Source organism: Streptomyces sp. L500 (assembly GCF_054551825.1).
In genome coordinates this window covers 25,186-46,144 of record NZ_JBTOLC010000033.1, presented here as the reverse complement: position 1 = coordinate 46,144, position 20,959 = coordinate 25,186, and the positions used below count along the sequence as shown (strand labels likewise).

General features: G+C 75.5%; 14 protein-coding genes. 10 read left to right on the top strand and 4 right to left on the bottom strand.

Annotation, left to right across the window (positions count from 1 at the left end):
• Positions 1-164: 164 nt before the first annotated feature.
• The 6 genes from ACX9I7_RS24680 (at position 165) to ACX9I7_RS24655 (ending at position 11,746) form a co-directional block, all read left to right on the top strand.
• Entirely contained in the window at positions 165-3,233 is a 3,069-nt protein-coding gene (locus ACX9I7_RS24680) for an AAA family ATPase (RefSeq protein ID WP_459388532.1), read from the top strand.
• Complete coding sequence (locus tag ACX9I7_RS24675; RefSeq protein WP_459388531.1) at positions 3,220-6,255, top strand: AAA family ATPase; 3,036 nt, start codon at positions 3,220-3,222, stop codon at positions 6,253-6,255. The genes ACX9I7_RS24680 and ACX9I7_RS24675 overlap by 14 nt, the downstream gene beginning before the upstream one ends.
• A 4-nt stretch (positions 6,256-6,259) precedes the next feature.
• Complete coding sequence (locus ACX9I7_RS24670) at positions 6,260-9,094, top strand: helix-turn-helix transcriptional regulator (RefSeq protein ID WP_459388530.1); 2,835 nt, start codon at positions 6,260-6,262, stop codon at positions 9,092-9,094.
• A gap of 428 nt (positions 9,095-9,522) precedes the next feature.
• Positions 9,523-10,104 (top strand): LuxR C-terminal-related transcriptional regulator, encoded by a 582-nt coding sequence (locus tag ACX9I7_RS24665; RefSeq protein WP_459388539.1) that lies wholly within the window; start codon positions 9,523-9,525, stop codon positions 10,102-10,104.
• 173 nt (positions 10,105-10,277) lie between these two features.
• Entirely contained in the window at positions 10,278-10,907 is a 630-nt protein-coding gene (locus tag ACX9I7_RS24660; RefSeq protein ID WP_392752292.1) for a DUF4956 domain-containing protein, read from the top strand.
• Entirely contained in the window at positions 10,904-11,746 is an 843-nt protein-coding gene (locus ACX9I7_RS24655; RefSeq protein WP_459388529.1) for a polyphosphate polymerase domain-containing protein, read from the top strand. Before ACX9I7_RS24660 ends, ACX9I7_RS24655 begins: the two co-directional genes overlap by 4 nt.
• On the opposite strand, the gene ACX9I7_RS24650 is transcribed toward ACX9I7_RS24655, so the two are convergent.
• Positions 11,713-12,165, bottom strand: a complete 453-nt coding sequence (locus ACX9I7_RS24650) for a hypothetical protein (protein WP_459388528.1) — start codon at positions 12,163-12,165, stop codon at positions 11,713-11,715. The genes ACX9I7_RS24655 and ACX9I7_RS24650 overlap by 34 nt on opposite strands.
• 165 nt (positions 12,166-12,330) lie before the next feature.
• On the opposite strand from ACX9I7_RS24650, the gene ACX9I7_RS24645 reads away from it, so the two are divergent.
• Positions 12,331-13,767 (top strand): NAD(P)/FAD-dependent oxidoreductase, encoded by a 1,437-nt coding sequence (locus ACX9I7_RS24645; RefSeq protein WP_387569486.1) that lies wholly within the window; start codon positions 12,331-12,333, stop codon positions 13,765-13,767.
• A gap of 144 nt (positions 13,768-13,911) precedes the next feature.
• Here the strand turns inward: ACX9I7_RS24645 and ACX9I7_RS24640 are convergent, their stop codons facing one another.
• Both ACX9I7_RS24640 and ACX9I7_RS24635 read right to left on the bottom strand, forming a co-directional pair.
• On the bottom strand, positions 13,912-15,558 hold the full coding sequence (locus ACX9I7_RS24640) for an ABC transporter permease (RefSeq protein ID WP_459388527.1): 1,647 nt from the start codon (positions 15,556-15,558) through the stop codon (positions 13,912-13,914).
• On the bottom strand, positions 15,555-16,487 hold the full coding sequence (locus ACX9I7_RS24635; RefSeq protein WP_387569491.1) for an ABC transporter ATP-binding protein: 933 nt from the start codon (positions 16,485-16,487) through the stop codon (positions 15,555-15,557). Before ACX9I7_RS24635 ends, ACX9I7_RS24640 begins: the two co-directional genes overlap by 4 nt.
• Before the next feature lie 92 nt (positions 16,488-16,579).
• Here ACX9I7_RS24635 and ACX9I7_RS24630 point away from each other — a divergent pair, with 92 nt between their 5' ends.
• Together ACX9I7_RS24630 and ACX9I7_RS24625 are read left to right on the top strand one after the other, a co-directional pair.
• On the top strand, positions 16,580-17,107 hold the full coding sequence (locus tag ACX9I7_RS24630) for a GbsR/MarR family transcriptional regulator (RefSeq protein ID WP_459388526.1): 528 nt from the start codon (positions 16,580-16,582) through the stop codon (positions 17,105-17,107).
• 127 nt (positions 17,108-17,234) lie between these two features.
• Positions 17,235-18,515: a globin domain-containing protein gene (locus ACX9I7_RS24625; RefSeq protein WP_459388525.1), complete on the top strand. Its 1,281-nt coding sequence runs from the start codon at positions 17,235-17,237 to the stop codon at positions 18,513-18,515.
• On the opposite strand, the gene ACX9I7_RS24620 is transcribed toward ACX9I7_RS24625, so the two are convergent.
• Complete coding sequence (locus ACX9I7_RS24620) at positions 18,461-19,150, bottom strand: CBS domain-containing protein (protein WP_387569499.1); 690 nt, start codon at positions 19,148-19,150, stop codon at positions 18,461-18,463. The two genes, ACX9I7_RS24625 and ACX9I7_RS24620, sit on opposite strands and share 55 nt — an antisense overlap.
• Before the next feature lie 244 nt (positions 19,151-19,394).
• Here ACX9I7_RS24620 and ACX9I7_RS24615 point away from each other — a divergent pair, with 244 nt between their 5' ends.
• A complete protein-coding gene (locus ACX9I7_RS24615) occupies positions 19,395-20,891 on the top strand; it encodes a M28 family metallopeptidase (RefSeq protein WP_387569502.1) in 1,497 nt (498 codons plus the stop codon).
• Positions 20,892-20,959 lie beyond the last annotated feature (68 nt).

Below are 20,959 nucleotides of genomic sequence, written 5' to 3'. Positions count from 1 at the left end.
GTCAAAACGACGAGAGGATCTAATGTCCAGGAGTTCGAGCAAGTGGAACCCCTAGTCATACAAAACGCTCTAGAGTGACAAGAGACCTGACGAGGTGGCCCAAGATCCACCTTGCCGGGACTTGAGCGGAATGTGATGTCTGAGCGCCGGATCCCCCCTGGGGCGTGAGGAGAACGACCGTGCTGCACCGCCCGCCCGCCGGCGGCTTAACGGAGCCACCGCCCGGCCGCGGCGGGGAACTTGCGGCGCTCACCGCCCGCGCCGCCTCCGCCCGCACCGGCCACGCCCAGGCGGTCCTCATCGGCGGACCCTCCGGCATCGGCAAGACCCGCCTGCTGCGGGCCTTAATCGACGACCAGGCGGCCCGCGGCGTCCGGACCCTCTACGCGGCCTGCGGCCGGGAACCCGCCGCGCGCAGGGCGCCCAGCGCCTACGAGGGTCTGCCGGAGGGCATATCCGGGGAGATATGCGAGGGCATACCCGGGGGCATCTCCGCAGGCGCGCCCGGGGACATACCCGTGGGCATACCCGGGTGCGTACCTGTGGGCATATCCGGGGGTGCCGCCGCCCCCTACGGCGCGGTGCGCGCCCTGTTCGGTCCCCTGGGCCTCACCGGCACGGGCCGCTCCCCCCTCCTCCGGGGCGGCGCCCACCACGCCCTGCCCGCCCTCGCCCCCGGCGCGGACACGACCGCCACGCCCCCGCACCAGGTCCTCCACGGCCTCTACCGTCTCGCCGGCAACCTGATGGCGGACCGTCCGCTCACCCTCGTCCTCGACGACGCCCACCACGCCGACGAACACTCGCTGCGCTGGCTCGACTTCCTGCTGCGCCGCGCCGAGCACCACCTGCCGCTGCTCGTCGTCCTCGCCCACCGCCCCGAAGCGGAACCCGTCGCCGGGGCCGCCCTGGCCGCCGCCTGCGCACCCCACCGGACCACGCTCCTGCCCCTCGGCCCGCTGGGCGAAGCGGAAGCCGCCGAGCTCGCCCGCCGGATCCTCGGCACCCCCGTCGCCCCCGCCTTCGCCGCCCACCTCACGGAGGCCTCCGGCGGCAACCCCCGCACCCTCACCCACGCTCTGCGCACCCTGCGCGCCGAAGGCGCCGCGCCCGACGAGCACGGCGCGCGCCGCGCCGCCGAACTCTGCGCCGCCATGACCGCCACGACCACCCGCCGGCGGCTCGGCCACCAGCCCGGCTGGGTCCGCGACGTCGCCACGGCCGTCGCCGTCCTCGGCGAGGACGAACCCCAGCGCGTCGCCGCCCTCGCCGGGGTGACCACCGCCCTCGCCGAGGACGCCCTGACCGCGCTGCGCCGCGCCGGCCTCGTCGCCCCCGGCCGCGCCGCCCTCACGGACGCCGCCACCCGCGCCGCCGTCCTCGCCCCGCTCACCGAACCGGAGCTGACCGCGCTGCGCACCCGGGCCGTCCTCCTGCTCAGCGACGCGGGCCGTCCCGCCGAGGACATCGCCGAACACGTGCTGCGGCTGCCCGGCCCCGTACCGCCCTGGATGGCCGCCACCCTGCGGGACGCCGCCGCGCGCGCCGCCGCCCGGGGCGCCCACAAGACGGCGGCCCGCTATCTCCACGCCGTGCTCCGGGCGGAACCGGACGACCTGTCCGCCCGCACCGAACTGGCCCGGGCCCTCGCCGAGATCAACCCCGAGGAGGCGTTGCCGCTGATCGAGGAGACGCTCGCGCTGCGCACCGACCCGCGCACGAAGGCGGCCGTCGCCGCCCAGTACGGGCTGACCTGCCTGGCCCTGCGCCGCGTCCCCACCGCCGTCCGCGTCCTCGACGAGGCCGTGGCCGCCTTCGCCGCCGAGACCGGGCCCGACGCCGGGCCCGCCGACCGCGAGCTGACCGCGCTCCTGGAGTCCGTCCTGCTGCTCGCCGGGACCGTCCGGCGGGAGACGATCGCCGCCGTCCGCGACCGCGCCGCGCGGATGACCCTGCCCCACGGCGACACCCCCGCCCAGCGGCAGAAGGCCGCCATGATGAGCATCCTGACCGCCCTCGACGGCCGCTCGGCGGCGCGCACGGTCCTCCAGGCCCGCCGGGCCCTGCGCTCCCCGGCCGCCGAGCCCGGCGGCTGGGCCGCCTTCGCCGCGGCCTTCCCGCTCGCCCTCGCCGACGAGGTCGACGACGCGCTCGGCGCCCTGGACCGAGTCCTGATGCATGGTCAGGAATACGGCGAGGCCCGCGTGTACACCCTCGCCCTGGCCGCCCGCTCGCTCATGCTCCACGGCATCGGCGCGATCCCCGACGCGCTCGCCGACGCCCGCACGGCCGTCGGCCTGACCGCGGAGGAGGACCAGTGCGCCGAGCTGATGATGCCTCATATCGTGCTGGCCACCTCACTGGTCGACCACGCCGAGCCCCGGCGGGCCGAGGAGACCCTCGCCCGCGTCGAGCCCGGGGACCTGGACGGCCATGTGCTGGAGCAGCCCGCCTACTTGATGGCCCGGGCCCGCGCCCGGCGGGGGCTCGGCGACCACGAGGGCGCCCTCGCCCTCCTCTTCGCCTGCGGGGACGCCCTGGCGGCGGCCGGCGTCGCCAACGCCGTCCTCCACCCCTGGTGGGTGCACGCCGTCCGCCAGCTGACCGCCCTCGGCCGGACCGGCGAGGCCCGCGAGATCGCCGGACGCTGGACCGGCCCCGCCCGGTCCTGGGGCACCCCGCGCGCCCTCGGACTCGCCGCCCACGCCCTGGCGGTGACCACCCCCGGGCCCGAAGGCGTCGTCCTCCACACCGAGGCGGTGGAGTGGCTGGCCGGCTCCCCGGCCCGCGTCGAACACGCCCGCGCCGAGTACCACCTGGGCCGGGCCCTGCTCGCGGCCGGCGACCAGCCCGCCGCCCGCGAGCACCTGCGCACCGCCGTCGGCCTGGCCCGGCAGTGCGGCGCCCTCGCCCTCGCCGAGGCCGCCCGCGGCGGACTCGTGACCGCAGGCGGACGCATGCGCAAGGCCACCGGATGCCGCACCGACCTCCTCACCCGCACCGAGCGCAAGGTCGCCGCCCTCGCCCGGGCCGGGGCGAGCAACCGCGAGATAGCCGAAGCGCTGTTCGTCACCGTGCGGACCGTGGAGATGCACCTCACCGGCGTCTACCGCAAACTCGGCGTAGGCGACCGCGCCGCCCTCGCCTCGGCGCTGCCCCCCGAAGCCCCGCCGGAACCCCCGGCCGGAATGCCCACCGTGGCGTACGGGAGGCCCGCCCGTGCCGTCCGTTGACCCCCTCCTGACCCACTGCGGCCGGGCCCGGGGACGGCTGACCTCGGCACTCACCCGCCTGGAACGCGGCGGCTCCACCGTCGTCGTCGTGACCGGCCCCCCGGGCCACGGCCAGCACGCCCTGCTGCGCTGGGCCGCCGAAGCCGCCGAGGCCCGCGGCCTCCAAGTCCTGACCGCCCGCGCCACCCCGGCCGCCGCCACGATCCCGCACGCCCTCACGGCGGCGCTCCTGGCGAGCGGCACCGCCGCGCCCGCGCGGGTCGCCCTGCCGGCGGCTTCCGGCGGGGGGCCGGACGCGCTGCCGACGGCTTTCGGCAAGGGCGGGGCCGAGCAGTCGCTGGCCTTTGGTAGCGGCCGGGACGAGCTGCGGTCGGCTTCCGGCGGTGGCCGGGGCGGGCTGCTGACGGCTCCTGGCGAGGGTCGGGACGTGCTGCCATCGGTCTCTGGCGATGGCCGGGTCGAGTTGCCGTCGGCTCCTGGCGAGGGCTGGTCTGAGCCGCCGTCGGCCTCCGGTGGCGGCCGGGACGAGCTGCGGTCGGCTTCCGGCGACAGCCGGGACGCACTGCCGTCGGCACCTGGCGGGATCCCGGACGCCCTGTCGGCGGTCCTCCACGCCCGTCCCACCCTGCTCGTCGTCGAGGACGTGTTCCGGGCCGACCCGGAGTCCGCGCGGCTGCTGGCCGCGCTCGTCGGCCGGCCGCGAGGGGCCGCCCCCCTCGTCCTGCTGATGGGCACCCACGGCACCCCGCCCCGGCTCCCCGGCGCCCTCGCCCGGACGGGCAGCGGCATCGGTGGCGGCGTCACCGAGGTCGTCCTCCCGGCGGTGGACGAGCACGGCGCCGCCGCCATGGCGGGCGCCATCTGCGGCACCGCACCGGCCGTCGACGAGCGGTTCGCCCGGGCCGCCGCCGAGGCGGCCGGGGGGAACCCCGCGGTACTGGACGACGCGCTGCGCCGCCTGGCCCAGCGCGGGCACCCGCCCGTCGCCGCGCACATCCCCCGGATACGGGAGCTGGCCGCCGCGGCCGCCACCGACCACGTCGCGCGCGTCCTGCGCACTCTGCGCCCCGCCGAACGCACCGCCCTGCGCGCCCTCGCCGCCGCCCGCGGCGTCCTGGGCCTCCCCGACCTCCGCGACCTCGCCGGCACCCGGCCCGAGGACGAACCCGCCCTCTGGGCCGCGCTGGAGGCGACCGGGCTCGTCACCCCCGGCCGGCCGCTGCCCGGCGTCGACCCGGCCACCAGGGTCCGCGTCCTCGCCGGCATGCCCGCCGCCGACCGGGCCGCCCTGTGCGGGCGCGCCGCCGAACTGGCCCACCGCGCCGGAACGACCGGCGAGGACCTCGCCGCGCTCCTCCTCGACACCCCGCCGACCGGCCACGACTGGGTCGTGCCCGCCCTGCGCCACGCCCACGCGGCGGCCCTCCGCCGGGAGGACCACGACCACGCGACCGCCTGCCTCCGCCGCGCCCTCGCCGAACCCCAGGACCCCGTGGAACGCGCCCGGCTGGAGCTGGAACTGGCCGCCACCGAGGCCCTGACCGCCCCCGAGGCCGCCGACCGCAGGCTCGGCGCGATCGCCCGCACCCCCGGCCCCGCCCTCGCCGCCGCGCGCGTGCGCGCCGTCGACCACGGCCTCCTGCGCGGCTACACCCACGGACTGGGCCACGCGCTGGCCGACGCCCTGGCTCGCGCCGAGGACACCGAGCGCGACGACCTCGTCGCCCTGTACTGGGCCGCCCACCACGGCTGGCGCGAGGGGACGGACCCCGGCACCCCCCGCGTCCCCGGCCTGCCCCGCGTCCCCCGCACCCCGGCCCAGGCCGGCGTCCGGGCCTGGCAACTGGCCCGCGACGGCGAGGACCTGGCCGGCACGCTCCGGCTGGCCCGCGCGGCCCTCGTCCCCCCGGCCGGCCGGGACACGCCCCTGCTGCCCCGCCTCGCCGCCTGCCGCGCCCTCTACCTCGCCGACGACTACGAGGCCGCCGACGCCGGCATCGCCGCCCTCCTCGCCGACGTCCGCCGCGACCGGCTGCGGGCCGGCGTCGCCCGGGTGCTCACCGTCCGCGCCGAACTGAGCCTGCGCCGGGGCCTGCTCTCCGACGCCGAACGGTACGTGGCCGAAGCCGAGCGCTCCCTGCCCTCGAACGGCTGGCACCCCGCCACCGCCCCCTACCTGACGGCCGTCCGCACCGCCGTCGCCCTGGAGAACGGCGACCGGGAGAAGGCCCGCGCCCACGCCTGCGCACCCGCCCCCGCCGGCACCGAGGGCAGCGCCCCCTGGGCGTACCAGCTCTTCGCCCGGGCCCTGGTCGCCGTCGCCGACGACGACCTGCCCGAGGCCATGGGCCTCTTCCGCGAGACCGGCCGGATCCTGCTGCGCCGCCAGTACGTCAACCCCGCCCTGCTGCCCTGGCGTTCCCTCGCCGCCCGCACCGCCCTCGCGCTCGGCGAGCACGCCGAGGCCCGGCGCCTGAGCGGACAGGAGCTGGCACTGGCCCGCCGCTGGGGCGCCGCCGGCACCATCGGCTGGGCCGAACTCAACGCCGCCCTGCCCACCGGCGAGGAACGGCCCGCCAAGATGGGCCGCGCCGTGAACGTCCTGCGCGACACCCCCGCCGGCCTCGCCCACGCCTGGGCGCTCGCCGACCTCGCCGCCCTCGAACTCCGCACGACCCGCGAGCGGCCCGCCGCCGCCCCCTGGGCGAGCGACCTCTCCGCGCTCATCACCGCCCACCCGGGCAGCAGACTGGCGGACACCGTGCGCCGGCTCGCCGGGGACCACGGGCGCGCGCCGTCCCCTACCGACGTCCGCCGGCTCCGGGAGTGGGCCACCCTCTCCCAGGCCGAGACGCACACCGCGACGCTCGCCGGCCACGGCCACGCCAACCGGGTCATCGCCGAGATGCTCTCGGTCTCCCGGCGCACCGTGGAACTGCGGCTGAGCAGCGTCTACAAGAAGCTCGGCGTCAGCGGGCGCGGCGAACTGCGCGCCCTCGTCCGGGGAATGGAGAGTAACTGACCACATGCTGCTCGAACGAGGCACCGAGTTCACCGCGGCCGGGGACGCCCTGCGCGCCGCCGCCGGAGGAAGGGCGTCATCCCTGCTGCTGACCGGCCCGGTGGGGACGGGCCGGTCCGCGCTGCTGCGCGCGCTGCCCGGCCCGGCCGGCGGGGAGGGCATACGCGTCCTGCGCGCCCACGCCGCCCCCATGGAAGCGGACTTCGCCTTCGGAGTGGCACACCAGCTGTTCGACAGCCTCCGGTCCCGGGCGCCCCGCGAGGAGAGCGAGCGATGGCAGGACGACCCCCGGCTCACCGCGACCGACCGGGCCGGGGAGGGGCCCGGTGACGCCGCCGAGGAGTGGGCGGTCCTCGAAGGGCTGCGCTCGCTGCTCGCCGATATCAGTGCGGAGGCCCCGCTGCTGATCCTCGTGGACGACCTCCAGTGGGCCGACACCCCGTCGCTGCGCTGGCTCGCCCACCTGGCCGCCCGCCCCCACGGCCTCCGCGCGGCCGTCGTGTGCACCCTGCGCGACGGCGACCCGGGCGGCCGCCGCCCCGCCGTCCTCGACCTGCTGGACGCGGGCCCGCGCGTACTGCGCCCCGCCGCCCTGACACCGGACGCCACCCGGACGCTGGTCCGCGAGCGCTTCGGCACCCCGGGCGACGAGGAGTTCACGGCCGCCTGCCACGACGCCACCGGCGGCAACCCCCTCCTCCTGACCTCCCTCCTGGACCGGATGGCCGCCGACGGCGACGAGCCGACGGCCGCCCACGCCGGCCGGGCGTACACGCTGCGGCCCCCGCAGCTGACGGAACGGCTCGCCGACTGTCTACGCGCGCAGTCCCGCCCCGTACGGCACCTCGCCGAGGCCCTCGCCGCCCTCGGCGGGCACGCCGAGCCCCACCTCGCCGCCGAACTGGCCGGCCTGGACCCCTGGGAGGCCGACGGCGCGCTGGCCGACCTCCACCGGCTCGGCCTGCTCACCGGGCCCGGCGGGCCGCGCTTCGCCCACCGCGCGGTCCAGGACGCGGTGGCGGCCTCCACCACCCCGGACGAGCGCCGCGCACGACACGAGGCCGCGGTGGACCTCCTCCACCGGCACGGCGCCCCCGCCGCCCTGATCGCCGAGCGGCTCGTGGAGTCCGCCACCGCCCCCCGGCCCTGGGCCGCCGCGATCCTCCGCGAGGCCGCCGAGACCGCGCTGCGCGCCGGCGACCCCGAGACGGCCGCCCGCGCCCTGCGCAGGGCGCTCCAGGACAGCCCCGAGCCCGGCCCGGACCGCGCCCGGTTGCTGGCCGACCTCGCCGCGGCCGTCCGCGACACCGACGCCGCCGCCTGCGAACGCCACGTCACCCAGGCCGTCTCCCTGCTGTCCGACCCCACCGAACGGGCACTGGCCGCCCTGCGGATACCGCCCGCCTTCCTCGGCGCCCTGCCCGCACCCGCCATCGCCCTGCTCCGCCGGACGGCCGGGGAACTGGGCCCGGCCGCGCTGCTGAAGGGCACGGCCCGCGAGGCGGCCCTGCGCCTGGAGGCGCGGCTGCGCCACGCGGGCCGCGAGGACCCCGCCGAACTCGGCGCGTCGGTGCTGCGGCTGCGGCGCATGGGGGAGGAGCCCGCGCTGCGCTCGGCGGGCGAGCGGGAGCTCGCGGCCGTCCTGCTCTACGCGGCGGCGGTCTCCGGCGCCCTGACGGCGGCCGAGGCGGCCCGGCTGGGCCACCGGATCCTGGAGCACGAGCCGGCCGCCCCCGACCGCACCCACTCGGCGCTGCCCCTGGTGGTGCTCGCGCTGTGCGGGGCCGACTCGGTGGACGCCGTCTCCTCCTGGCTGTCCGCCGGGCACCGGCTGAGAGCCCCTTCCCCCGCTCGCGGGGACGGCTTCTCCTCCCATGGGGAGGGCCCGGCGGCGTGCGCCGTCGACCACGCGGAGCGGGCGCTGACGCTCCTGGCCCAGGGGCGGCTGACGCAGGCGCGCGAGCACGCCGAGCGCGTCGTCGTCCACCGGCCGGGGGAGCCGGAGGGCGAGGGGAGCGCGGCCTTCGCCGTGGTGCTCGCCGCCGTGGCGCTGGAGGTGCGCGACCCGGCGTTCAGCGAGCGCGTACTGGCCCTGGGCGGCCGGTGCCGGGCGCCGGGGCTGGTCACCACGTCCATGCTCAGACTCCTGGAGGCATCTCTGGAGGCGGGGCGCGGCGACTGGACGGACGCCCTGGAGACCGTCCTGTCCTGCGGCCGGCAACTGGCGGCGTCGGGCTGGCACAGCTCGGCGCTGTTCCCCTGGCGGCCCTGGGCCGTCAGCCTCCACCACCGGCTCGGCGACTCGGGCGCGGCGCGCGCCCTCGCCGACGAGGAGCACGCGCGGGCCGAGCGGTGGGGCGCGCCCGCCGTGCTCGGCCGCGCCCTGCGGCTGAAGGGCCGGCTGTACGGGGGCGGCCGGGGCGAGGCCCTGCTGGCCGAGGCGGTCACCGTGCTCAGGGGTTCGGCCAACCGGCTGGAACTCGCCCGTGCCCTCCAGGAGTTGGGCAGACGGCTCGGCGGCGGCCCCCGGGCGGAGGCCGCGCTGCGGGAGGCCGGGGAGCTCGCCGTGGCCTGTGGTGTGCCCCGGCTGGTGAAACGGGCCGGCCGCGAGGAGCTCGGCGCCCCTGGGGTGCCCGCGGCGGTCCTCACCCCGGCCGAACGCCGGGTGGCCGCGCTCGTCGGCCGCGGCCTCACCAACCAGAACATCGCCCGGGAACTCGGGGTAAGTCCCCGGGCGGTCGAGAAACACCTTACGAATTCCTATCGAAAATTGGGGATCAAGGGCCGCGCCGAGTTGGCGGCCGAGCAATGTGGACCGGCATTGGGGATGACCGGCTGAATCCTTTGTGCGCGCTTGTTGCGCGCGGCTTCCAATAAACCGTCGGTACGGCGCGCCCGGATGTCCGGGCGCGCCGTACGTGCAGGTGGGTGCGGGTACCGAAGACCGAAGGGCGGACCGTACCTCTCTCGCGACCGACCGCAGGTTTAGGCCGAGCGGCAGGGCGGTCGTTGACCGTCGACCGGCGGCTATCTAGTCTTTCAATCAGTTCGCCCAGTTCGGCTGCCGGGCCTCGGGACGAGGGTCTGGATTCCGCGTTACAGCGCGATTGCATAGCGATTCCGCATGTGTGAAGTGCCATGAAAGGGTTCCATCTCTTGTTGAATTCTGTTCTCGCTTCGGTCGATTCGGCTCGGGTCACCTCCCAGGACGGCCCGGAGGGCCAGGCGGGGTACCCGGACGCCCGTACGCAGTCCGACCAGTCGGGGCTGTGCATGGCGAGCCTCGACACGTCCCTGACCATCCAGCAGGCGAACCAGGAGTTCTTCCGGCAGTTCGACGGCTCCTCGGAGGAGCTGTGCGGCAGAAGCTTCCGCGACGTGGTCCACCCCAGCGTCCGGCAGCCGCTGATGCGGCAGTTCTCGCACCTGATCGAGGGCAAGCACCAGCGCTTCGTCACCCCGGTCATAGCCGTGGGCGCGGACGAGTCCGCCTTCACGGTGCCCCTGACGGCGGTCTCCGTGCGTGGCGGGCTGCCCGACACCACCGCGATCCTGGTGATGATGCCCGTGACCCGGGGCGTCGAGGGCGCCCGGGTGGTGGCGGGCCGCAAGAAGATCCTTTCCGAGATGGACGCGCGCATCCTGGAGGGCATAGCCGCCGGAGTGTCCACCATCCCGCTGGCGTCCCGCCTCTACCTCAGCCGGCAGGGCGTCGAGTACCACGTGACCTGTCTGCTGCGGAAGCTGAAGGTGCCCAACCGTGCCGCGCTGGTCTCGCGCGCCTACTCCATGGGCGTGCTCAAGGTCGGCACCTGGCCGCCCAAGGTGGTGGAGGACTTCGTCAAGTGACCTTGCGTCGCGGCGGCAAGAGTGCCTGACGGGACAGGAGCGGTGCCGTTCCGGACACTTGCCGTCCGCTTCCGTCAAGGAAGCGCATGGTTCACCCGGAAGTCGGTGCGCGTTCACTCTCCGTTTCCCTAGGGTCTGAGCTCTTCCTCCCGTCATCCCAGGAGAGCCGACCCATGGACTCGTCACGGCACCTCGTCGCCCATCTCGGGCTCGACCTCGCCGCCATATGCCTGCTGACGTTCGCGATCTACTACCCCCGGCACCGCCGTCGCGACCTCGTACCGGCCTATCTGGCCCTGAACGTCGCCCTGTTCACCGTCGTCGCCGCCCTCGCCCGGGTGGGCGGCAACGGCGGGGCGGCGCTCGGCTTCGGCCTCTTCGGAGTGCTCTCGATCATCAGGCTCCGCTCCGACGCCGTCCAGCACGAGGAAGTCGCCTACTACTTCACCACGCTGGTCCTCGGCCTGCTGTGCGGGCTGCCGCACCTCCCGTTCACCGCGGCGGCCGGCCTGAGCGCGGTCCTGCTCCTCGTCGTCTACGCCGCGGACCACCCCCGGCTGTTCGCCCGCTCCCGCCGTACGGTCGTCACCCTCGACACCGTCCACGCCGACCCCGCCGCCCTCCGCGCCGACCTGGCCCGCAGACTCGGCGAACCCTTCCACTGGACGGTCATGGAAGTGGACTACGTCCGCGACCTGATGGTCGTCGACGTCCGCTACCGCGAACCCGCCCCGGACGCCGGCCGGCAGACCGGACCGTCCCGGACCGCGCACCGCGCCGCGCCCGCGTGGGAGACCGTATGACCACCACACCGGCACCGCCGCTCCCCGCGGCCGTCCGCGCCGTCGGCGAGGCGGCCGGCGCCGCCGCGCCGATCTCCCTGGCCGAGGTCAACGCGCGGGCGGAGCTCATGGCCCGCTTCGACCGCAGCTACCTCGTCCCCGCCGACGTCTTCCTGGCGATGGCCCGACGGCTCACCGACCCCCGCCGCCCCGGCGGCCCCTTCCGCGCCCTCACCATCGACGGGCGGCGGGCCTTCCGGTACCACTCGGTGTACTACGACACCCCGGAGCTCCGCTCCTTCCACGACCACCGGCAGGGCCGCCGCCTCCGCTTCAAGATCCGCGAACGCGTCTACCAGGACAGCGGTGAGCGGCAGTTCGAGATCAAGCTCAAGGGCGGGCGCGGCGACACCGTCAAACACCGCCGCCCCCTCACCGGCGAGGACACCCCGCTCGACCCGCCCTTCCGGGCCTTCCTCGCGGACACCCTGCGCGACGCCTACGGGATCGACTCGCCCCCGGTGCTGCGGCCGTCCCTCACCACGGACTACGTCCGCACCACCTTCGTGGCCGACGGCGAGCGCGTCACCTGCGACGTCGGACTGGTCTGCGACGACCTGCGGGCGGGGCGGAGCGTGCGCTGCGCGCCCGGCCTCGTCCTGGTGGAGACCAAGACGGCCGGACATCTGACGGAGGCGGACCGGCTGTTGCACGACAGCGGCGTACGCCCGGCGGTCTTCACCAAGTACTGCGGGGCGTACGCGGCCCTACGGCCGGGCCTCCCCGGCAACCGCTGGCGCCGCGCGGCCCGGCACGCCTTCGGGGTTCAGTGCCCTCCGCCGGGCCCCGCGAGGAGCTGACCGATCACCGGCAGGTGCGTCAACTGGTGCTGGAGCGGCCCCACGAGCGGCTGAAGCGGGCCGCCGAGCGAGTTACCCGCGTTGCTCACCGGCACGGACGGGGCCGGAGCCGCCTGAGGCGCGGACTGAGGCGCCGCCTGCGGACCGGACTGAGGTGCCGCCTGCGGTGCGGACTGAGGTGCCGCCTGCGGTGCGGACTGCGGGGCGGACGGAGGTGCGTCCTCCCGCATCCGCTCCATGGCGGCGGCCTGCTCCTTCTTGACGAGCGCCCCCGGATTAGGGAGGTCGGCCGCCGCCTGGAACGACAGCGTCTCGGGCAGCTGCCCGGCGCTCGGGGGCGCCGCCGACGCCTCCGCCGGTGCGACCACGGCGAACGACAGGGCGGCCAGCAGCGGGGTGACGGTGTGACGCAGACGCATGAGAGCCTCTCTCGGTACCGGAACGACGTACACCACGAAAACGAACCAAAGCCCCTCAAGTCACTGGGGCGCGGCCGAACGCTCCCGGTCACACCCAACGCGCCCTGCCGGTACGGTGATCGGAGCATTTTCCGGTTCGGACGACGGAACGAATGGGGTGGCGACGTGACAGCAGAGGGCGCCGGAAGCGGACCACGCGCGAGTGAGGACGAGGACCGGCCCCGGCGGCACGCCGTCGTCATCGGTGGCGGCCTCGCGGGCCTCCTCGCCGCACACGTGCTCACCGCCCACGCCGACAAGGTGACGCTCGTCGAGCGCGACCGCTTCCCGGAGGGCCCGGACAACCGCTCCGGCATCCCTCAGGACAAGCACACCCACGTGATGCTGGAGAGCGGCCAGAGCGCGCTGGAGAAGCTGCTGCCCGGCATCGTGGGCGAGCTGCTCGACGAGGGCTCGCCGCGCGTGGCGATGCCCACCGACGTCCTGCAGTGGCAGGTGGGCCACTGGTACCGCCGGACCCGCCCCACCACCCACGTCCTCACCGGCTCCCGGCCCCTGACCGACTGGGTCGTGCGCCGCCGCGTCCTCGGGGCCGGATCCCGGATCGAGACCGTCGAGGGCGCCGAGGTCACCGGCCTGCTCGGCGACGCCACGCGCGTCCGCGGCGTCCGACTGCGCGAGCGGGGCCTGCCCGCCGCCACGGCGGGCACCACCCTGGAGGCCGACATCGTCGTCGACGCCTCCGGCCGCTCCTCCCGCGCCCCCTCCTGGCTGGCCGCCCTGGGCGCCGAACCGCCTCACGAGGAGGTCCTCGAGACCGGCCTCGCCTACTCCACCCGCTTCTACCGCACCCCCGCCGGCCTGGAGGACCCCGGCTTCCGGGGCGTCTACATCATCCCCAACCCGGCCCAGCGCTACGGCGGCATCCTGATGCCCCTGGACGGCGACCGCTGGTCCGTGATCCTCTCCGGCCTGCGGGGCAACGAACCGCCCACCGACGACGAGGGCTTCCTCGCCTTCGCCGCGAAGCTCCCGCACCCCGTCCTCCACGACTGGCTGCTCAAGGCGGAGCCCCTCACCCCCATCCACGGCTTCCGCAAGACCGGCAACGTCCGCCGCCGCTACGACGGCCCCGGCCGCCGCCCGGCCGGCTTCCTCGCCACGGGCGAGGCCCTGTGCGCCTTCAACCCCGTCTACGGCCAGGGCATGTCCGTCGCCGCGCTCTGCGCCGTCGCCCTCCGCGACGCCCTCACCGACCCGCGCCGCACCCCCACGACCGGCCGGGTGCAGCGGGCCCTCCTCGACGCGGCCCGGCAGGCGTGGGACATCTCCTCCGGCGCGGACAAGAACGTGCCCGGCGCGACCGGCAACATCCCCCGGGGCCGGCCGGTCGACCGGCCCGGGGACTGGTACCTCGCCCGCGTCCAGCGGCGGGCCACCGGTGACCCCGTCGTGGGCGCGGCCTTCCGCCGGGTGCTCTCCCTGACCGCCCCGGTGACGTCCCTCTTCGCACCACCGGTGGCGAAGGCGGTCCTCTTCGGCCCGGACCCGCAGTCCCCGGTGGAGCCGCAGTTCACGCCGGAGGCGCAGTCGGGGATGTGAGCCCCAGTCCCGCCCCTTCCCGTTTCCGAGGGGGCTCTGCCCCCTCGTACCGGCGTTTGAGGACCGGGGTCTGGGGCGGAGCCCCAGGAAACTGGGGGCACCTCCCAGCGGTAGCTGGGGGAGAAAGGGCGGGGTTGGGGCCGCTCACCCCACGTCCCGCCGCCGGAACGCCACCAAGCCCACGGCCGTGAGCACCGCGGAAAGCCCCACCAGCCAAACGAACGGCCCCGCCGAAACCCCCGCCCCCGGCAACTTCGGCAGGTGCCCGAACGGCGAAAGGTCCATCACCCACCCCGGCAGCCGAAGCGCCGGCCCCAGCCAGCCGATGGCCAGGCATCCCCCGGCGAGCCCCCACGCCGCCACCGCCCACCGGGGCAGCGCCCCGAAGAGCAGTACGGCCACCGAGGCGAGCACCCACGCCGCCGGCGTCTGGGCGAGCGCCGCGCCGAGCACCGGCGGCAGTCGCCCCCCGACGTCCCCGGCCGAGACGCCGTACGCCAGGCCCATGCCCAGGCCGCCGGCGAGCAGGACGACCACCGTGCCCAGCCCGGCGAAGGCCAGGTGCCCGGCCGCCCACCGCGTCCGGCCGGTCGCTCCGGCCAGCACGGGCTCGGCGCGCCCGCTCGTCTCCTCCGCGCGCAGCCGCAGCACGCAGCCCACCGCGTAGAGCGCGGCGACCATGCCGAGCAGGCCCGTCAGGGCGGCCAGGAGGGAGTCGGCGAGGCCCTCCCGGCCGCCCATCCGCTCGATGATCTGCCGCGTGCCCTCGTTGTCGCCGACGAGATCGGCGGCGCCCTCGATCAGGGAGCCGAACACGGTGCCCGCGACGGCGAAGCCGACCGCCCAGCCCAGCAGCGTGCCGCGCTGGAGCCGCCAGGCGAGGCCGGTCGCGCCCGTGAGATGGCGCGGCGCCGTCGCGGCGCCCGGGCGTCCGGCCAGCAGGCCCGCGCCGATGTCACGGCGCCTGGCCAGGGCGAAGGCACCCGCCGCGGCGAGGCCCGCCGCCGCGTAGGGCAGGACAAGGACCCACCAGCGTTCGCCCGCGAAGGCCCGGGTCTGCTCGGCCCAGCCGACGGGAGAGACCCAGACCAGCGGCGAGGAGGCGCCGGCGCTCGCCGCGTCACCGGCCGCGCGCAGCAGGAAGGCGAGGCCCACCGTCGCGCCCGCGAGGCTCCGCGCCGCCCGGGCGGTGTCGGTGAGCTGGGCCGTGACGGCGGCCACGCCCGCGAAGCACAGGCCCGTACCGGCGACGGCCAGGCCCAGCGCGGCCGCCCCGCCGGCCGGCAGCCCGGCAAGGGCCTGCCCGGCGGTGACGAGGACGGCGACCAGGCCGTTGGCGGCCAGGGCCGTCAGCAGCGCGGCGGTCAGCGGGGCCCGGCGGCCGACGACCGCGGCGGACAGCAGTTCCTGACGGCCGGTCTCCTCCTCCTCGCGGGTGTGCCGGACCACGATCACCAGGCTCATGATCCCCGCGAGGACGCCGCCGAGGACGGCCATGCGCCAGGCGACCAGGCCGCCGGTGGAGTCGTCGAACACCGGCCCGTACAGCGCGCGGACCGAGGCGCCCGCGTTGGTGGAGCGGGCCACCCCGGCCCGGTCGGCGGCCGTGGCGTACAGCGACTCGAAGGCGCTCGCCACGCTGACGACGGCGAGCGAGAGGGCCACCGCCCACACCGGCATCAGCACCCGGTCGCGGCGCAGCGCGAGGCGGGTCAGCGTGCCCGTGCCGGCCAGCCGGGACGAAGCCGGCCGGGACGAGGCCGGCCGGGACGAGGCGGCGGGGGCGCTCATGACGCCACCGTCCGGGCGGGCGCGGCGGGGGCGTGCTGGTAGTGGCGGAGGAACAGCTCCTCCAGCGTGGGCGGCACGCTGGTCAGGCTGCGGACGCCGGACTCGCTCAACTGGCGGAGGACGGGCCCGAGCCGGTCGGTGTCCACCTGGAACCGCACCTGCCGGCCCCCGCCCCCGTGGAGCTCGCGGACGGTGAGGTCGTGGACGCCGGGCAGGCGCGCCAGCCCGTTGGGCGCGTCGGCGAGCTCGGCGGTCACCGAGGTCCTGGTGAGGTGGCGGAGCTCGGCGAGGGAGCCGGTCTCCACGGTCGTCCCCTCGCGGATGATGCTCACCCGGTCGCACAGGGCCTCGACCTCGCCGAGGACGTGGCTGGAGAGCAGCACCGTGCGGCCGCGCTCGCGTTCCTCGGCCACGCAGGCGCGGAAGACCTCTTCCATCAGCGGGTCGAGGCCGGAGGTCGGCTCGTCGAGGACGAGCAGGTCGACGTCGGAGGCGAAGGCGGCGACCAGGGCGACCTTCTGGCGGTTGCCCTTGGAGTAGGCGCGCCCCTTCTTCGTCGGGTCGAGGTCGAAGCGCTCCAGCAGTGCGGCGCGGCGGGCCCGGTCGGCGCCGCCGCGCAGCCGGACGAGCAGGTCGATGACCTCGCCGCCGGAGAGGTTGCGCCAGAGGGTGACGTCCCCGGGGACGTACGCCACGCGGCGGTGGAGCTCCACGGCGTCGTGCCAGGGGTCCTTGCCGAGCACGCGCGCGGAGCCGCCGTCGGCGCGCAGCAGTCCGAGGAGGACGCGGATGGTGGTGGACTTCCCCGCGCCGTTGGGGCCGAGGAATCCGTGCGTCTCACCGGCCTCGACGGTGAGATCGAGGCCGCTGAGCGCACGGGTCCGGCCGAAGGACTTCGTCAGGCCGGACACACGGATCGCCTTCGTCATGCTTCCGAACGTACGCTTCCTTCAGAAATTTGTGAAGCTTGGAAAGAGTGTAAATTGGCCGGTGAGATCGAACAGGGGAGAGGGCGAGGACGATGACCGAGACGACCGGAGCGGGCGGCCACGACCGGGAGCCGGACCGCGAACGCGACCAGGAAGCGGTCTCCCGCTTCGTCGAGCGCTTCGCCGCCGAGCTCACCGAGGCGGGCATGCCGCGCATGGCCTCCCGGGTCTTCGCCGCGCTCCTCGCCTCCGACGCCGGCGTGATGACCTCGGCCGGCCTCGCCGAGGCCCTGCGGATCAGCCCGGCGGCGGTCTCGGGCGCCGTCCGCTACCTCACCCAGGTCGACATGATCGGCCGTGAGCGGGAGCCGGGTACGCGTCGCGACCGCTACCGGCTCAACGCCGAGGTCTGGTTCCACGCCCTCACCCGACGCGACCAGCTGCTGATCCGCTGGGAGGGCATCCTGCGCGACGGCGCGAAGACCCTGGGGGCCGACAGCCCGGCCGGGGTGCGCGTGGCGGAGACCGCCGAGTTCATCGAATTCCTGCAGAAGGAGTTCGAGGGCGTCCTGGACCGCTGGCGCGAGCACAGAGCCGCCCTCGGCGACGACCGGCCGTAGCCTCTACCCCCTCCCTCCGGGCCCTCGGAAGGGCCGAACGGCCCTGTCATCCCGGGCCGGTCGGGTGCGTTCCCGCACTGCCATACTGCTTTGCGCTCGGAACGACGGAGTACAGGAGACCCAGCCCGTGAACACCCCCAAGGGCAACGACTATTACGCGTTGCTGGCCCGGCACGACGCGATGCGGTTGCGGCGGCAACTGCTCGCACCCGGTGGGGCGCCCGGCCCCGCCGAAAGCCCCGGGCCCGCGCAGGCCACCCCGTACTGCGACGAGACCGACCGGCGGCTGATCCTGGGTCATCTGGACCTGGTCACCCCGTTCGAGGAGCTCATCACGCCCCTGTACGAGGTGATGTTCCGCCGCCACCCCTATCTGCGCTCGATGTTCCCCGAGTCGATGGCGTTCCAGCGCGCCCATCTCGCCCAGGCGTTCAAGTACTTGACGGACCATCTGGACCGGCCCGAGGAGGTCGTCGCCACCTTCACCCGGCTGGGCCGCGACCACCGCAAACTCGGCGTCCGCCGCGCCCACTACGCGACGTTCGAGGACGCCCTGCGCGAGGCGCTGCGCCTGCGCGCGGGCCGGCGCTGGAGCGTGGAACTGGAGCGGGCCTGGCTGCGGATGCTGCGGTCCGCCGTCGACGCCATGGTCGCCGGGGCCGACGCCGCGCTCACCGAACCGCCCTACTGGCACGCCACGGTGGTCCGCCACGACCTGCGCCGCCCGGACCTGGCGGTGCTGCGCGTCCGCACCCACGAGCCCTACCCCTACCGCGCGGGCCAGTACGGCGCGCTGGAGTCGCCGTTACTCCCGCACGCCTGGCGGCAGTACTCGATGGCCTGCGCCCCGCGCGCCGACAACATCGTCGAGTTCCACGTGCGGCGCACCGGCCCCGACGGGGTGAGCGAGGCCCTGGTCGACCGGACGCGCGTCGGCGACACCCTGCGGCTCGGCCCCGCCACCGGGACGATGACCCTCGGCGACGAACTCTCCCGCGATCTGCTGCTGGTCGCCGGCGGCAGCGGTCTCGCCCCCGTCAAGGCCCTGCTCGACGAGCTGGCCACCCGCCGCTCCGGCAGCCCGCGGGTCCAGCTCCTCCTCGCCGCCCGGGACCGCGGCGACCTCTACGACGGCGAGTGGCTCGCCGACTTCGAACGCCGCCGCCCCTGGCTGACCGTGCTGCCCGTCCTCGGCGACGCGCCCCCGTCCGGCGGCCGGTCCCTGCTCACCGACACCCTGGCGCGCCACGGCGCGTGGGCGGACCGCCTCGCCTATGTCAGCGGGCCGGCCGGGATGGTCGAGGCGGCCGTGCGCGCGCTGCGCGAGCTCGGGACGCCGGCCGCGCGGATCCATCACGACCCGCTGGGCTCGTCCCCCGTGTCGTCGGTCTCCGCGGCCAGCTGGTGATCCACGCTCACCACGCCGTCGACGCTCTGGCACAGCTGGACGAGGACCGGGATCAGGCTGGCGCGCCGCACCGATCCGCTGAGCCGCACCTGACCGTGGTTCACCTCGACGCCGACGGCTGACGGCGGCTGCCGCAGGGTGCGGACGAGGACGTCCTCGATGATCTCCTCGCGGATGGCCCGGTCGGTGCGGAGGAAGACCCGCAGCAGGTCACCCCGGCTGACCAGGCCCACCAGCCGGCCCGTGCCGTCCACGACCGGCAGCCGCTTGACGCGGTGTTCCTCCATGGTGCGGGCGGCCTCCACCACGCTCCAGTCCGGCCGGGCGCACACGGCCGGACTGGTCATCAGCCCCTCGGCGGTGGTCGCCTCGTGCTTGGCGCCCGTCCCGTTGCCGGCGCCCGGCGCGTTCGCCCGGGCGCCGGGCCCGTCATGGGGATCCGGCCGCCGGGATGCCTTCGCCAGCAGATCCGCCTCGGAGACCACCCCCACCGGCCGGTCCTCGGCGTCCACCACCGGGACGGCGGTGATGTCGTGCTCCTGCAGTACATGCACGATCTCGGTGAACAGCGTGCCGCGCTGCACCCGGACGACCGAGCGGGTCATCAGATCGCCCACGGTTCTGTGCTGGAGCATGTACCGGTCCTTCGTCCCTAGGTGGTCCGCAGTGCTGCCCTCCCAGCCTCGCACATACGGGGACGTACCGGCGTCGACCGGGTCGGGCATGACCGGCATGTGGCGATCTTGTATCGACCGCCCGGGACCCTTCCCCTGACCGGCGTTGACTCGATACCGTCCGGTCGGTTGTGATCGCCGTCGATCGCGACGACCGCAGACCGGGCGGCCGCCACCGAAGGCCGCCCGCACCGAAAGGACCTCCGTGCGCGCACACCTCCGCCGAAGAGCGATATCCGCTCTCGTCACCACCGTCGTCGCCACCCCCGTGCTGTTCGCCGCGGCGGCGCCCGCCGAGGCGCGGCCCGCCGGGCAGCACGAGAAGGCCGAACGGCTCGCCCGCAAGCTCGTCAAGAACTCCTCGGGCAAGAGCGCCTACCGCCACCTCCAGGCCCTCCAGAAGATCGCGGACGCCAACGGCGGCAACCGCGCCGCCGGCACCCCCGGCCACGTGGCGTCCACCGAGTACGTCTACCGGCTGCTGAAGAAGGCCGGTTACGACGTCTCGTACCAGGACTTCGACTTCTACGAGTCCAAGACGCTGCGCGAGAAGCTGGGCGTCGTCACGCCCGAGCCCCGCGACATCCGCACGTTCGCCTACAAGTTCAGCAAGGCCACGCCCGAGGGCGGCCTCGTCGCCCCGCTGGCCGCCGTCCGCGTCGACGAGACTCCGGGCTGCGGCCTGGACGACTACGCCGGCCAGGACTTCAAGGGGAAGATCGCGCTGGTCAAGCGCGGCAGCTGCGCCCTCCAGCAGAAGGAGGAGATCGCCGCCAAGGCGGGTGCCGCCGGTCTGATCCTCTACAACCACTCCGGCACCGAGCCGGTCCGGGGCACGGTCGGGACGCCGGACAAGGCCCACATCCCGGCCGCGGGCGTCTCCCTCGCCGACGGCGAGGCGCTGGCCGCGCAGGTCGCCAAGGGCGAGACCAAGGTCCGTCTCGACGTGGCCACCGAGGCGATCAAGCGCCCGACCCGCAATGTGATCGCCGAGACCAAGGGCGGCAGCGCCGACCACGTCGTGACGCTCGGCAGCCACCTCGACTCCGTGCCCGCCGGCCCCGGCATCAACGACAACGGCTCCGGCTCCGCCGGCCTGCTGGAGGTCGCCCTCAAGCTCGCCCAGCAGACCCGCGGCCACGGCCAGCAGCCCACCAACAAGGTGCGGTTCGCCTGGTGGTCCGGTGAGGAGCTCGGCCTCCTCGGCTCCGAGCACTACGTGGCCCAGCTCAGCGAGAAGCAGCGCAAGCAGATCGCGCTCTACCTCAACTTCGACATGATCGCCTCGCCGAACCCGGTGGAGTTCGTCTACGACGGCGACGACTCCGACCACACGGGCTCGGGCCCCGGCCCCAAGGGTTCGGCGCAGATCGAGAAGCTGATCAACGGCTACCTCGACCGCAAGGGCGCCCCGCACGAGGGCACCGACTTCGACGGCCGCTCCGACTACGGCCCGTTCATCGAGAAGGGCATCCCGGCGGGCGGCACCTTCACCGGCGCCGAGGGCATCAAGACCAAGGACCAGGCGGCCCGGTTCGGCGGCACGGCGGGCACCGCGTACGACCCCAACTACCACGGCGCGGGTGACACCCTCGCCAACATCGACCGCAAGGCGTTCGACCTCAACATCGGGGTCATCGCGCACGCGGTCGGCATCTACGCCCACGACCTGAGCTCGCTCGACGAGCCCGCGGGGCACTGATCCACCGGGGACCGGGCGGCGCCACGGGCGCCGCCCGGTCCTGTCGTTTTCCCCCCGGGCGCCGCCCG

Bases quoted from the DNA above. Each gene is read 5' to 3' on its own strand.
- ACX9I7_RS24670 (WP_459388530.1), top strand. From the start codon at position 6,260: ATGCTGCTCGAACGAGGCACCGAGTTCACCGCGGCCGGGGACGCCCTG.
- ACX9I7_RS24660 (WP_392752292.1), top strand. From the start codon at position 10,278: ATGGACTCGTCACGGCACCTCGTCGCCCATCTCGGGCTCGACCTCGCC.
- ACX9I7_RS24655 (WP_459388529.1), top strand. From the start codon at position 10,904: ATGACCACCACACCGGCACCGCCGCTCCCCGCGGCCGTCCGCGCCGTC.
- ACX9I7_RS24650 (WP_459388528.1), bottom strand. From the start codon at position 12,165: ATGCGTCTGCGTCACACCGTCACCCCGCTGCTGGCCGCCCTGTCGTTC.
- ACX9I7_RS24640 (WP_459388527.1), bottom strand. From the start codon at position 15,558: ATGAGCGCCCCCGCCGCCTCGTCCCGGCCGGCCTCGTCCCGGCCGGCT.
- ACX9I7_RS24635 (WP_387569491.1), bottom strand. From the start codon at position 16,487: ATGACGAAGGCGATCCGTGTGTCCGGCCTGACGAAGTCCTTCGGCCGG.
- ACX9I7_RS24630 (WP_459388526.1), top strand. From the start codon at position 16,580: ATGACCGAGACGACCGGAGCGGGCGGCCACGACCGGGAGCCGGACCGC.
- ACX9I7_RS24620 (WP_387569499.1), bottom strand. From the start codon at position 19,150: ATGCTCCAGCACAGAACCGTGGGCGATCTGATGACCCGCTCGGTCGTC.